General features: G+C 61.2%; 12 protein-coding genes, 1 pseudogene and 1 riboswitch. Of the genes and pseudogenes, 4 read left to right on the forward strand and 9 right to left on the reverse strand.

The window, feature by feature from the left end; all coding sequences use genetic code 11:
* Window positions 1–227: 227 nt before the first annotated feature.
* Complete coding sequence (locus IG197_RS19315) at window positions 228–1,118, forward strand: NAD(P)-dependent oxidoreductase (RefSeq protein ID WP_192319861.1); 891 nt, start codon at window positions 228–230, stop codon at window positions 1,116–1,118.
* 307 nt (window positions 1,119–1,425) lie between these two features.
* Here IG197_RS19315 and IG197_RS19320 read toward each other — a convergent pair.
* The 8 genes and pseudogenes from IG197_RS19320 to IG197_RS19355 form a co-directional block, all read right to left on the reverse strand.
* Window positions 1,426–1,575: pseudogene (locus tag IG197_RS19320) on the reverse strand (homoserine O-succinyltransferase); the annotation flags it as partial.
* A gap of 39 nt (window positions 1,576–1,614) precedes the next feature.
* Entirely contained in the window at window positions 1,615–1,848 is a 234-nt protein-coding gene (locus tag IG197_RS19325; RefSeq protein WP_192314348.1) for a hypothetical protein, read from the reverse strand.
* A gap of 39 nt (window positions 1,849–1,887) precedes the next feature.
* Window positions 1,888–2,238 (reverse strand): metal-sulfur cluster assembly factor, encoded by a 351-nt coding sequence (locus IG197_RS19330; protein WP_192314351.1) that lies wholly within the window; start codon window positions 2,236–2,238, stop codon window positions 1,888–1,890.
* Window positions 2,235–3,386, reverse strand: a complete 1,152-nt coding sequence (locus IG197_RS19335; RefSeq protein ID WP_192314354.1) for an amidohydrolase family protein — start codon at window positions 3,384–3,386, stop codon at window positions 2,235–2,237. The genes IG197_RS19330 and IG197_RS19335 overlap by 4 nt, the downstream gene beginning before the upstream one ends.
* A 40-nt stretch (window positions 3,387–3,426) precedes the next feature.
* Window positions 3,427–4,155, reverse strand: a complete 729-nt coding sequence (locus tag IG197_RS19340; protein WP_192314357.1) for an alpha/beta fold hydrolase — start codon at window positions 4,153–4,155, stop codon at window positions 3,427–3,429.
* 101 nt (window positions 4,156–4,256) lie between these two features.
* Window positions 4,257–5,255 (reverse strand): ABC transporter permease, encoded by a 999-nt coding sequence (locus tag IG197_RS19345; RefSeq protein ID WP_192314361.1) that lies wholly within the window; start codon window positions 5,253–5,255, stop codon window positions 4,257–4,259.
* The gene (locus tag IG197_RS19350) at window positions 5,252–6,766 is read right to left on the reverse strand and encodes a sugar ABC transporter ATP-binding protein (RefSeq protein ID WP_192314364.1); all 1,515 of its coding nucleotides are present in this window, start codon (window positions 6,764–6,766) and stop codon (window positions 5,252–5,254) included. The genes IG197_RS19345 and IG197_RS19350 overlap by 4 nt, the downstream gene beginning before the upstream one ends.
* Before the next feature lie 83 nt (window positions 6,767–6,849).
* A complete protein-coding gene (locus tag IG197_RS19355; protein ID WP_192314367.1) occupies window positions 6,850–7,977 on the reverse strand; it encodes a substrate-binding domain-containing protein in 1,128 nt (375 codons plus the stop codon).
* A 183-nt stretch (window positions 7,978–8,160) separates the two neighbouring features.
* On the opposite strand from IG197_RS19355, the gene IG197_RS19360 reads away from it, so the two are divergent.
* Window positions 8,161–9,108, forward strand: a complete 948-nt coding sequence (locus IG197_RS19360) for a helix-turn-helix domain-containing protein (RefSeq protein ID WP_246765406.1) — start codon at window positions 8,161–8,163, stop codon at window positions 9,106–9,108.
* A 312-nt stretch (window positions 9,109–9,420) separates the two neighbouring features.
* Here IG197_RS19360 and metA read toward each other — a convergent pair whose 3' ends face one another.
* Window positions 9,421–10,344 (reverse strand): homoserine O-succinyltransferase, encoded by a 924-nt coding sequence (metA, locus tag IG197_RS19365; RefSeq protein WP_182575175.1) that lies wholly within the window; start codon window positions 10,342–10,344, stop codon window positions 9,421–9,423.
* A 50-nt stretch (window positions 10,345–10,394) separates the two neighbouring features.
* Window positions 10,395–10,472, reverse strand: a riboswitch (SAM riboswitch).
* A gap of 153 nt (window positions 10,473–10,625) precedes the next feature.
* Between metA and hisC the strand changes: the two genes are divergently transcribed.
* Complete coding sequence (gene hisC, locus IG197_RS19370) at window positions 10,626–11,738, forward strand: histidinol-phosphate transaminase (protein WP_067957633.1); 1,113 nt, start codon at window positions 10,626–10,628, stop codon at window positions 11,736–11,738.
* A gap of 3 nt (window positions 11,739–11,741) precedes the next feature.
* On the forward strand, window positions 11,742–12,677 hold the full coding sequence (locus IG197_RS19375; protein WP_192314372.1) for a prephenate/arogenate dehydrogenase family protein: 936 nt from the start codon (window positions 11,742–11,744) through the stop codon (window positions 12,675–12,677).
* Window positions 12,678–12,698 lie beyond the last annotated feature (21 nt).

Consider the following 12,698-nt stretch of genomic DNA (forward strand, 5'->3'; position numbering starts at 1 on the left):
GGCGCCGGTGAAAGGCGAAAGCGACTTGATTTGAGCTCATCCGCACAAATTTCGCCATGCTCCCGGCATCGGCTCCAGCCCTGCCACAGTCGTTCACGACATGCCATAGTGAACCATAAAGCGGTCCATCCTGAAGCAGCGGCCTGCGGTTGTGCCCTTCGCGGAAATCAGGCGTAGACGTGTCGCTTTATTGGGTTTTTGCGACAATGACCGTCGAGAAACAAGATATGCGAATAGTGATTACTGGTAGCTCCGGGCGGGTGGGTCGCGCTATTTTCAGCGCTCTGGCAAGCGACCACGATGTGGTCGGTATTGACCGCTCGCCTTTCTCAACCACGCATCTTGTTGGAGACTTCGCCAATGAACGGCTCTTGAGATCGGCATTCGAGGGGGCTGACGCGGTGGTTCATGCGGCCGCGCTGCACGCACCCCATGTCGGTCTCGTTCCGGACGAGGAATTTCACCGCATCAACGTAGAGGGCACTCGCCTCGTTGCAAAGGTTGCGCTTGCCTCAGCTGTGAAACGACTGGTCTTCACCAGCACGACAGCCTTGTATGGTCACGCCGTTGCCCCTGGCTCTTGCACCTGGATCGATGAAAATACCCCTCCCAAGCCCAAGAGCATCTATCATCGCACCAAGCTTGAAGCCGAGCGGGTCCTGGAAGACATGGCGTGCCCGAATCTGGACGTGCGCGTGTTGCGAATGTCGCGGAGTTTTCCGGAACCGGGCGACGTGATGGCGTCATATAGGCTGCATCGCGGCGTTGACGTTCGCGACGTTGCAGACGCCCATGTGTTGGCGCTGCGCAACGAAGGAGCGCATTTCCAACGCTATGTCATCTCGGGCGCCACTCCGTTTGTCAGGCAGGACTGTAACGCCCTCGCGCATGATGCGGCATCCGTCATCAGCCTGCGCGCGCCGTCCCTTGCTGCCGAATTCGGCCGGAGAAGATGGATACTGCCGCAGTCCATAGACCGGGTATATTGTTCCGTTGAAGCCATAGGTCGGCTTGCCTGGGTGCCGCGGTTTGGGTTTGAAGAGCTTCTCGCGCAGATGGATCGGCGCAGCTTGGAGGTGCTTCCCGCCGGTTCGCGCGTCAGCAGGAAGCCTGAATAGCCTGTGTCGCTGCAAAGCTTGAGCAAACATGTCGAGCATGGTTCGGGATGTTTGCGACGACAGGCGGATCTGCGACTTCTCCGGCCAAACCCGACAGTCCGCAAACCACCTGGAATTGCTCTGGCGTGTGCTCGATCGGATCAATGAGGTCCTCCGTTTGCTTGTCGACGTTGTGCGCGTTCTCGATGCCCACGCGGCTGGCGATGACGGCCTGTTCGAGTCACCATCGCCGCCTGCAGTCGAAGGGTTTCCAGCAGGGCGCCAAAGGGACGCGCCCGGGTAACGGACGCGGCCTTGTGACGGTCGGCTAGCGACCCTCGCCGATTGTTTCCAGATCATACTCGGTGGTCTGGTAGACCCGGTTGATCCAGTTGCCGAACAAAAGATGGGCATGCGAGCGCCAGCGGTTGAGCGGCTTACGCTGCGGGTCGTCATCGGGGTAATATTCGTGCGGCACGCCGTCCACTGCGGACAGCGGAGCCTTCCTTCTCCAGCGTTACTCGGAGAGTCGGGCTGCCTGCAATGCCCCTTCGACGTCGATCCTGGTGAAAGCATTGAAGCGCGCATCCACCACGTCTGCCCGCTTCAACACGGCATGGATCACTTCGACGGGCGACAACGATCCCGACCCGTAAGCCGAGGCCAGTTGCCGTGCGTCGAGCCTGCAAATGTCGTCCGCGTCAGCCAGCGGAGCAGGACATGGGTTACGACGGCTCATCGTCGCAGCCATGCGCGCTGGCCCAGGACGATCCGATCGGGCAAGACCTTGCTATGCCTCCGGGTAGCCAATCCGCGGACCGCTGAGGGTAGCGCGATAGGACGGGGCCATGTGGCCCGGCGTCCAGTCGATCTCCGGGGAGATGGTCACCTCGACCGAACAGATGCCGGGCAGGCTCATGAGCTTCTCCTTGGCTTGCGCCGTGAAGCTGGGGCCCATCATGCAGCAGGGCGACGTCACGCGCAGCTGCAATCTTACTGCTACAGCGTCGCCCTCCATCGCAAGATCGAGTTCCTTGATCAGCCCCATCCTGACAAGCCCGACCGGCTTGCCGATCCCGGCGCTGCAGGGATCGATGATCTGATCCAGGGCGTCCTCGACCGCGCTACGCATATCCATCATTTCGTCCCCCTGCCGCTTGTCCACGGTTCGGCGAGCCGGTCGCGTTTCGCAAACTCGTCGGTTGCGGCAACCCGCTTTAGATTTTCCACGTCGAGGCTGAGGATACGCGCCTGTGTCCCTCCAAGCATCATGCGCTTGATCTCGGGAGTCAGCGCTGGATAGGCATAACCTTCCTGCATGCTGAGCGGAATCTGGAAATTCCAGAAAGCCTCCAAGAACGGCTGGGGATGGATGACCGGCACGCCGGTTCCCCAAACGATGCGATCCGCAGCGCCCGCCTGAACCAGAGAACCCAGTATGTGGGCCAGCCGTTCCGGGGCGTAGAAGATCAGGGCGCTTGTGCCCTCAAGGTTGATCGTCACGTTGGAATTGTAGGTCGCCTTCAGCACGGTATCCTCGAGGAAGGCAAAGCCACCGTGGAAGATTTCGAAGTTCATCTCCGGGAAACTGGTCGCGGCATCGTTGACATCATCGACCATGAAATACTCGTGGCCGACGTTACCGAACGGGATTGCCTTGTGCATGGCAACGGTCTTGATGCCGCGCTTGAGCATCCGCTCGTAAAGCGGAAACATCAGTTTCTCGTCGTCCATCCTGGTGCCGCGCACCGTGCCGCCCACCAGATCAAGCGGGTAGAACTTGAAGCCCGACACTTTCTCCTCGTCCAGGAAGCGGTCGATCTCATCCAGCACGTTGTCGTGATAGGGGCTGATACCGCCATAGATGAGGACGCGTCCGGGCCACCGCTCGCGCATCTCCTTGCCGACATAGAGCGGACCGCCGCCATCCTTGAACAGGTTGAAGATCGGCAGGTGGTGATAGACGCAGGCATCGACCTGGCTCTCGCCGAAGAGCGAATGGCCGATCAGATCGGCGTCCTGCATGATCCGATGCTGTTGCGGGACAAGCCATTTGGGCGTGTCGCGCGGCGTGTAGAACTCGTGGATCCCCCACAACATCTGCGTCATCATGGGGGCATAGGAGCCGGGTATCAGGTTGTCGGGCGCATGATTGTAGGTATGCGCTACCCCATCTATGACGAAGATGTCGTCGGGAAGCGGTTCCCAGGCTTTTCCGTCGGATATCCGGGCGGCGATCTTCGGGTCGATTCCGGTCTTCCCACCGAATTTCGCTGTTTGTTCTGGCATCGTTTTTCCCCTGGCTCTGTGGCGTGGATCTGGCCGACCTTTATGTCTGCTTGTGGCGAAGCAGGAAGTTCAGCGCGGCATTGTTGAAAGCTGCCGGATTCTCGATGTTGAGAAGATGGCCGGCATCCGGCACCACGGTCAGCGTCGCATGCGCAATGAGCTGCGCGATCTCCTTGGACATGGAGAGCGGGGTGAGCGGATCGTCCGCCCCGCACATCACATGGACGGGCACGGTCATGTGGTCGAGGCCCGCATGAGTGTCGAGGTTCACCAGCGCCTCGATGCTCTTGATGTAGCTGTGCTTGTGCAGTCTCGACATGCTGTCTACGAGTTGCGCCAACGCCGCCTCGGACGCCTTCGGGCCCATCAGCGATCGCGCTACGGGTTCGGCGATGTCGGCTGGTTCCTTGCCACTCATCAGCGGTTCTTTGCGGGAGCGGATGAATTCCGCTCGGGCCTCCGGCGTGAAGCGGGAAAAACCAGTGTTGGTCGCGCACAAGGTAATCGTACTAAGCCTGTGAGGGTAGGCATGAGCGAAATCCATAGCGATGCGCCCCCCCATCGACAGCCCGATGATATGCGCGCGCTCCTCGCCAAAATGATCGAGGACTCTGGCCAGGTCGTCGGCAAAATCCCTGAACCGCAACGCCGCTTCGTAGTCGTCGCTGTCGCCATAACCCCTGGCGTCCCAGGCGACGGCGCGGAAATGCTCTCCGAAAACCGGCAGATTGTCACGCCAGTTCCGCCGGTTGCCGCCGATGCCGTGCATGAAGACGACAAGCTCTCCCTTGCCGACGCTCTCCACCGCTATCCGGGGCGATGACCCGACGAAACTCGTTTCGATTGTAGCGAGACCAGGCATGACAGACTTCACTTGCGCAGCAGGTGGCGGACGCGTGAACCACCGGTCGCAGCGATAAGCACGGCTCCCGCGAACAGTTGCTGCGAATAGGCCGGAGCGCCGATCAGAAGCAGGCCGAGCGTTCCGGTCCCGATGATGTAAACGCCGATTACCGTGCCGAGGATGTGGAAGCGCCGGTTGGCAAGGGTCACGTATCCAAGGAATGCCGCGGCATAGGCCGGGAGCATCATCGACGTGCCGAACAAAGGGGTAAGCGAACCCTGCCTGGCGGTGTACATGAAGCCGGTGATGCTCGCCAGGACGGCGCAGGCAACGAAGGCGAGAAGTACGTTTCGGTTGACCCGAATTCCGGCCATACGGCTGGCCGCCCGATTGCCGCCTGTCGCGTGCAGATGACGCCCTGTCACCGTATAGCGCAGCGCTATGGCGATCAGTATCGCCAAAACCAGGAGATAGAAGAAGGGCGCCTGCAACCCGGCGATGCGCCAGGAACCGTACCATATGAAAGCGTCGGTGAAGCCCATGAAAATAACCGAATTACCGGTCACCCAGAGGGTCGCGCCGTCAAGCAGGCTTGCCGTGCCGATTGTCGCAACCAGGGCCGGGATTTCGAGCACCGTTACGAGGACGCCGTTGAAGGCTCCAATGATCAGCGCGCTGGCGAGGACCACAAGGAACGCTGTCGGGACCGGCCATCCGAGCTGCGTGATCAGGACGGTTGCAAGCGCGCCCGCCAAGGATGCGGTCGCAGCGATGGAAAGATCGAATTCGCCGACGACCAGGACCAACGTCAGGCCGCACGCGAGGAGGGCGAGCAGCGCTCCGTCGTTGAGGATCGTTACGAAATTTTCGCGCGTGGGAAAATAGGCAGGTTCGGCGATCGAAAAGCCGACGATCAGCAGCACGAGGAAAATTACGGGTGCCGCGGATGCGGTGTCAAAACTGCCAATCCATGACGAGCGCGCCGATGTGTTGGGCGGTGTGTCGGTGATTTCCTGAATCGTCATACGGCGACCTTTGTGCTGTCAGAGGAAGACAGGAGGCGATGCAGCATCGCATCCTTGGAAATATCGGAGCCCCTTAGTTCGTCGATGATCGTCCCGCCCTTCAGCAGAAGGACTCGATCGCACAGGGCTTGCAGTTCCTCCAGTTCGGAAGACACCACCAGAATGCCGCGCCCTTCATGGGCAAGCTCGCGAATGGCGCCATAGATCTGGGTCTTCGAACCGATATCGACGCCATGCGTCGGCTCGTCGAGCAGGAGCAGGCGAACCGGACCCAGCACCCAGCGCGCGAAGATCACCTTTTGTTGGTTTCCGCCGGATAGGGCCAGCATCGAGGCGTTTATCGAGGGCATCCGTACAGAGAACCGTCGCGTCGCTTCCTCGGTTTTGCGCTGCTCGACGCGAAGGTTCAAAAAGCCCTTTGTTTTAAAACGGCTTCCCCAAGGCAGCGATACGTTCTGCCAGATAGGCAGCGTTTCGACGAAACCGTCATGGCTGCGCTCTTCCGTCACGAGGGCGATGCCCTCCTGCAACGCCTCCCGCACCGAGCCGATTGCGGCAGGCCTGCCTTCAACAAGGACATCGCCGGCAGTTCGCGGCGATGCGCCCGCAATCATCCGCAGTATGCGCGACCGGCCCGAGCCTCCAAGGCCGGCTATCCCGACGATCTCGCCCTTGGCAATGTCAAAGCTTATGTCGGTAAGTCTGTTGTCGCTGAGCCCCTGAACTGAAACCAGCGTTTCCCGTTTCTGGCCGACCGGTCCGTCTTCGCGCGCAAACAGGTCCTGCATGTCGGAGCCGACGATGTCGCGCACCAGTCCGGCCTCGGTCATCTCGTCAAGCCGCGTGGTCGATATGCGCCGACCGTCGCGCAACACGGTCACGCGATCGGCGATCCGGAAGACCTCTTCAAGGCGATGGCTGACATAGATGACGCTGACGCCCCGCTTCCTCAGTTTGCGGATGGTGTCGAGGAGGGTGCGGACCTCCGGTTCGGACAGGGACGCCGTGATCTCGTCGAGCACCAGGAGTCTGGGCTTGCGGAGCAACGCCCTTCCCAATGCCACCATCTGGCGTTGATGCGCGCTCAGCGAGGCGAGAGGCGTCCGCGGATCGACGGACAGTCCCAGCGACGCCAGGCTTGCCTCACACTCGCGATGCTGGGCTTTCCAGTCGATCAGGCCGGCCCGACGATGTTGATATGGAAGGCCGAGGAGAAAGTTCTCGGTAATTGAAAGATCGGCAATGAAGGGCGGCCGCTGATGGACGAAGCCGATCCCTGCAGCCAGCGCATCGCTGGGATGCAGGAGCCGCAGCGGACTTCCGGCCAGCATCATGGAGCCCGTATCAGGTGGGAAATCTCCCGCGAGTATCCGGATGAGAGTCGATTTCCCCGCGCCATTCTCACCGACCAGCGCGTGGATTTCGCCCTCGTGCAAATCGAAATCCACTCCCTTCAGTGCACGGGTCTCACCGAAGGTCTTCGAGATGTTGGAGAACTGGAGAATGGACATATCGATGCTTGCTCCGCGAGCGAATGAAGCCGGCGGCGGACTGCATGTCCGCCGCGACGGCCCTGACGCGTCTGTTCCGCAGGCTACTCAGCCGCCGCCCAGCTCTCACGGAACTTCGCCTTGAAATCGAAGCCCGGATCGTAGCGCTTGCCCGGCGCAGCATTCGACTGGATGGTCAGTTGAAGCGGGAAGTCCTTGTTCACGCCGACCTCGGCCTTGTTGATGGCGCGATTGCATTCGTCGATACCGGCCCAGGCCACCCATTCCAGGCCCCAGCTGATCGTCGCGACCTGACCGCCGCCGGAAACGATGGAGTCCAGCGCGACAGGTTCGCCGTCGAAGCCCAACGCCTTGATCTCGGTCCGGTCACGTTGCCGCGCGGTTGCGAGCACCGGAACGAGCGCTTCGTCATACGGCCCCAGCACCCACCGGATGCTATCCTTTGGATGCTTGGTCAGCAGCGCCTGTGTCTTGGTGATCAGGTCGGAAGCGCCCGCGCCTACATTGAACTCCACGTCTTCCACGACCTTGGCGACGTCGCCGCCATGTTCTGCGAGATAATCCTTGAACCCCTGGAGACGCTCCCCCAGTTGCGGAAAGGCGGAGGCGGTAAACATGACGACATTGCCGCCACCATTGGCAACCACATAAGCCGCAAGAAGCTTGCCCGCTGCGGTCTGATCAATGCCGAAGCCGATGTCGCCGCCAAACTCCCTCGGGTCGTCGGCGAAGCCCGTCACGAAGGCAATCCCCTTTTCCTTCCCGCGCTGGATCTGGGCGCGGATATCTCGCGAAGGTGAGCCGATGGTAAGCACGCAACTCACATCGCGGTTGATTGCCGCCTCGACGGCTTTTTGAGCGACGGCGGGATCGCCTTTCGAATCTATTGGGATGACTTTCCACCCTATGGCTTCGGCGGCGGCTGTGGCGTCGGCAAGAGCGGTCTGGCAGACCGAGAGTGCGAGAGGACATGGAACAACCGCGATCGTCGCGTCCTTCACGGGTTTCGGTGATGTCTCGGCGCCGGTCCAGCGCGACGAGCCCGCACCGAGCGGGTCACGCGACATCACCGTGTTGGTGGCCTGATCGACCACCTTCCTGGCGAAATCGATGGCGCCCTGATCTACGGCCGAGGCCGGCAAGGCGGTGGTCGCGGCCAATGCGAACGCAATCAGCGCGACTCCTGTCATTTTCCGTGAAGTACCGTTCATCCCGTTGTTCCCCAATGCGTGGTTGTGATCACCACTGCTTGGCCTTAGTAAAGCGTCGGCGCGGACAAATGTCGTGGTGCAATCGTGCACGACAAATGCTGCGTTTGTGCACTCCCATGGGTAGCGTTGCGGGCTTGTGAGAGACCAATCGCTGCGGTAACGTATCCAGGGTTGTTGGTGCCGATGATTACTGTCTTATCCACCGATGCGGTCGATCCGACCGCCCGATTTACGAGTTTCCAGCAGGCAATCTGCCAGATCGCTGATTTGTCGGCGCATCGGTCCGAAACCGACGCCTACCACGCCAAGATTCGAAAGAGCCGGGTTGGTTTCCTCGACTGTTCGTTCGTCGACTGCGAATCCGTCGTGATCGAACGAAGCCTTGCCAATATCGGGCGGGACAATGGCAAGGATTATCTGCTGGCACTGCAGATAGACGGGAGCGGTGTAACCCGCCACATAGGCCGCGATGTCCGGCTGACGCCCGGGGACTTCACCATCGTTGACGCCACTCTGCCCTATTCTGTCGAGTTCGATGGTCCAGTTCGGCGGATCGTCGTCCGGTTTCCGCGCAACGAGTTCGTCCACCGGGGGCTGAGTACCGACAGGCTGTGCGGACATGTATTCCGTGGGCAAAGCGGTGCCAGCGGCCTAGCCTCCCAGATACTTGGCTCGCTCGCTGCCGATCCCGCAGGTATCGGCCCGCAGGCCGGATACTCGCTGGCCACCGCCATTCTCGACCTCATAGCCGATTCCGAGCCCAATGACGGTTCATCGCGCGGCAATGGCCTCACGCAATCCCACGATCATCTCATCCGCCGCATTCGCAGCATCGTGCTAGTCAACCTCTCGGATCCGGAGCTTTCGGTTTCTTTCGTTGCGGCAAAGGCGGGTATTTCTGTTCGCTACCTGCACAAGCTTTTCAGCGCCACAGGAACGTCACTTCATAAATGGATCGAGAACGAGCGTCTCGATCGCTGCTACCGTGCGCTCCAACGCCTAAATCAGCGCAGCCAGACGATACAGGACATAGCATTCGCGAACGGTTTCAACGATCCCGGCTACTTCAGTCATCGCTTTACCCGCAAATATGGGAAGAGTCCGCGTCAGGTGCGAATGAAGGCGCTTTAGCTGCTTGTTCAATTCGCTAACCCACCAATGTCTGCTTTTCCTGGAGACTCTTCCAAAAGCCGACAGCCGCTGCCCACCCCTGACCTGCCCTAAGCGTCGGCTACCAGGCGTCAGGCTTTCACCACCAGCGCATGCTCGATCGGATCAAGCGTCTTCCGTTTGCTTGTCGACGTTGTGCGCGTTCTCGACGGCCACAGCGATATCGATGACGGCATGTTCGAGCCCATCGCCGGCTGCAGACGAAGGGTTTCCAGGACCAGCAGGGCATCAAAGGACCGCGCCCGGCGTCGAGCGCGGTCCTGTTCGGGGAGGCTAGCGGCCCTTGCCGATGTTTTCCAGATCGTACTCGGTGGTCTGGTAGACGCGGTTGATCCAGTTGCCGAACAAAAGATGGGCGTGCGAGCGCCAGCGATTCAGCGGCCGGCGCTGCGGGTCGTCGTCGGGGTAATATTCGTGCGGCACGGCAATCGTCACGCCGGCGGCCACGTCGCGGTCATACTCTTCCTTGAGTGAGGTCGAGTCGTATTCGATGTGGTTGAACATGTAGAGCCGGTTGCCGGCTTCTTCGGCCAGCAGGCTCGGGCCGGTCTCTTCCGATTCCATCAAAAGCTCCAGGCCGGAGCCTTCGGGGATGTCCGAGGCACGGACCTCGGTCCAGCGCGACACCGGTATGGCGAAATCGTCGGAGAAGCCGGCGAGATAGGGCGAGGCAGGCGCGTTGTTGTTGTGGCGGTAGACGCCGAACGCCTTGTGCTCAAGCGTGTGCTTGGGAACGCGGTGAAAATGCCAGGCGGCCGCCATCGCGCCCCAGCAGATGAAGAACGGCGAGTGCACGTTGGTCGTCGTCCAGTCCATGATCTGCTTGAGTTCGTCCCAGTAGGTCACGTCCTCGAAAGGCAGCAGTTCCACCGGCGCACCGGTGATGATGAAGCCGTCGAACTTGCGATCCTTGACCTCTTCCCAGGTCTGATAGAAGGCGATGAGGTGATCTTCTGAGGTGTTCTTGGCCTTGTGGGTGCCGATGCGCACCAGCGTCAGTTCGACCTGCAGCGGGCTGGCGCCGATCAGGCGCGCGATCTGCGTTTCGGTCCTGACCTTGTTGGGCATCAGGTTGAGCAGGCCGATCTGCAGCGGACGGATGTCCTGGCGGAGAGCTGTCTGCTCATCCATGATGGACACGCCCTCTTTTTCCAGCACTTGGCGGGCGGGGAGTTGATCCGGGATCTTGATCGGCACTGTGCGAACTCCAAAAAAACAAAACCGGCATTGCTGTCGCAAAGCCGGTTTACGGATCGCAAACGGCCCTTTAGCGACTTGTTTAACGTGGCTGCAAGCCGACCGGCCAAATCACCACGGGTCTATGCCCTGCTATTACGCCCGGTCGGGGATTGCGTCAACCGCGACCCATTCGTCCGGCCAGACCGCCCGGTTCCGCCGGTTTTCCTCGACATTGCGTGCACCGGGCGGTATTTCCGCTGCGGCCTCCGGCCGGAGGCGCCAATCCAGGATATTTCGAAATGACCAAGGCACCCGAGCAGATTCGCCCCGAACCCCGCGCCGGCATCATGGACATCGCAGCCTATGTCCCCGGCAAGAGCTCCGCTCCGGCAGGCGTCGCCAAGGTCCATAAGCTGTCGTCGAACGAAAATCCGCTCGGAGCCTCGCCCCATGCGATCGAGGCCGTCCAAAGGCTATCGCATAAGATGGAGTATTATCCCGACGGGTCGGCGTCACGCCTGAGGCAGGCGATCGCGGCGACCCATGGGCTGAATCCTGCCAACATCCTGTGCACCAATGGCTCCGACGAAGTGCTGGGCCTGTTGTCCCAGAGCTATCTCTCGCCGGGCGACGAGGCCGTCTACACCGAGCACGGCTTCATGGTTTACAAGATCTACACCCAGGCAGCCGGTGCCACGCCGGTCGTTGCCAAGGAGGATGCCGAGAAGGCCAGCGTTGACAACATCATCGCGGCGGTGACGCCGAAGACCAGGATCGTCTTCCTCGCCAACCCCAACAACCCGACCGGCACCTACCTGCCGTTCGAGGAGGTGCGCCGCCTGCACGCGGCACTGCCCAGGAACGTGCTGCTCGTCCTCGACGCTGCCTATGCCGAATATGTCCGCCGCAACGACTATGAGTCGGGTGTCGAACTGGTCGCGGCCAACGAGAACGTCGTGATGACGCGCACCTTCTCCAAGATCCACGGCCTCGGCGGCATGCGCATCGGGTGGATCTATGCGCCGGCGCACGTCATCGACGTGCTCGAGCGCATGCGCGGTCCCTTCAACGTCAATGCGGCGGCGATCGAAGCCGGCGTGGCGGCGATGGAAGACCGCGGCCATGTCGAGCGCACCATTGCCCACAATGCCAAATGGGCGGAATGGCTGGTCGCCGAGTTCGAAAAGCTCGGCCTGCGCGTCACGCCTTCTGTCGGCAACTTTCTGCTGGTGCACTTCCCCGATGACGGCAAGCACTCGGCCGCAGCCGCCGACGACCATCTCACGGCGCGCGGCTATATCCTGCGCAGGGTCACCGGCTACGGTTTCCCCAACGCGCTGCGCATGACCATCGGCACCGAAGAAGCCAATCGCGGCGTCGTTGCCGCACTCACCGAATTCCTGAAAAGTTGAACCATGTCAGATCCTCTCTTTGAAAAGATCGCCCTCGTCGGCATCGGCCTGATCGGCTCGTCGCTGGCACGCGTCATCCGCCGTGAAGGACTCGCCCGTCACATTGCGATCTCCACCCGCAGTGCACCCACGCTCGCCCGCGCCGAGGAACTCGGTCTCGGCGACAGCTACTCGACCGACGCCAAGGCAGCCGTCAAGGATGCCGACCTCGTCATCGTCTCGGTGCCGGTCGGCTCTTCGGAAGCGGTGGCTGTCGACATCGCCTTAGCGCTGAAGCCGGGCGCCATCCTCACCGACGTCGGCTCCACCAAGGCCTCCGTCATCGCGCAGATGGCCCCGCATGTACCCGCGGGCGTGCATTTCATCCCCGGCCATCCGCTGGCCGGTACCGAGAAGTCGGGCCCCGATGCCGGTTTCGCCGAGCTGTTCGAGAACCGCTGGTGTATCTTCACGCCACTGCCTGATACCGATCCGGTGGCGCTGGAGAAGCTGTCGGAGTTCTGGCGCCGCTGCGGCTCCAACATCGATACGATGGATCCCGAACATCACGATATGACGCTCGCCATCGTCTCGCACCTGCCGCACATCATCGCCTACAACATCGTCGGCACAGCCGACGATCTGGAGTCGGTGACCAAGTCGGAAGTGATCAAATATTCGGCTTCCGGTTTCCGCGACTTCACCCGTCTGGCGGCTTCCGACCCGACGATGTGGCGCGACGTCTGCCTGCACAACAAGGACGCGATCCTGGAAATGCTGGCGCGCTTCTCGGAAGACCTGGCGTCGCTGCAGCGGGCGATCCGCTGGGGCGACGGCGACAAGCTGTTCGAGATGTTCACCCGCACCCGTGCCATCCGCCGCTCGATCATCGACGCCGGCCAGGAAGTCGACGTGCCGAACTTCGGCCGCGAGGCCATCGAGCATCCGGCGAAGGGTTAGGGAATACGCGAATAGGGGAAT

It is taken from the genome of Aminobacter sp. SR38, assembly GCF_014843375.1.
GTDB classification, from domain to species: domain Bacteria; phylum Pseudomonadota; class Alphaproteobacteria; order Rhizobiales; family Rhizobiaceae; genus Aminobacter; species Aminobacter ciceronei.

Excerpts from the sequence above, each read along its gene's own strand:
- IG197_RS19315 (WP_192319861.1), top strand. The coding sequence starts at position 228 with ATGCGAATAGTGATTACTGGTAGCTCCGGGCGGGTGGGTCGCGCTATT.
- IG197_RS19355 (WP_192314367.1), bottom strand. The coding sequence starts at position 7,977 with ATGAACGGTACTTCACGGAAAATGACAGGAGTCGCGCTGATTGCGTTC.
- IG197_RS19335 (WP_192314354.1), bottom strand. The coding sequence starts at position 3,386 with ATGCCAGAACAAACAGCGAAATTCGGTGGGAAGACCGGAATCGACCCG.
- IG197_RS19345 (WP_192314361.1), bottom strand. The coding sequence starts at position 5,255 with ATGACGATTCAGGAAATCACCGACACACCGCCCAACACATCGGCGCGC.
- IG197_RS19360 (WP_246765406.1), top strand. The coding sequence starts at position 8,161 with ATGATTACTGTCTTATCCACCGATGCGGTCGATCCGACCGCCCGATTT.
- IG197_RS19340 (WP_192314357.1), bottom strand. The coding sequence starts at position 4,155 with ATGCACGGCATCGGCGGCAACCGGCGGAACTGGCGTGACAATCTGCCG.
- IG197_RS19325 (WP_192314348.1), bottom strand. The coding sequence starts at position 1,848 with ATGGCTGCGACGATGAGCCGTCGTAACCCATGTCCTGCTCCGCTGGCT.
- IG197_RS19350 (WP_192314364.1), bottom strand. The coding sequence starts at position 6,766 with ATGTCCATTCTCCAGTTCTCCAACATCTCGAAGACCTTCGGTGAGACC.
- IG197_RS19375 (WP_192314372.1), top strand. The coding sequence starts at position 11,742 with ATGTCAGATCCTCTCTTTGAAAAGATCGCCCTCGTCGGCATCGGCCTG.
- IG197_RS19330 (WP_192314351.1), bottom strand. The coding sequence starts at position 2,238 with ATGATGGATATGCGTAGCGCGGTCGAGGACGCCCTGGATCAGATCATC.
- hisC (WP_067957633.1), top strand. The coding sequence starts at position 10,626 with ATGACCAAGGCACCCGAGCAGATTCGCCCCGAACCCCGCGCCGGCATC.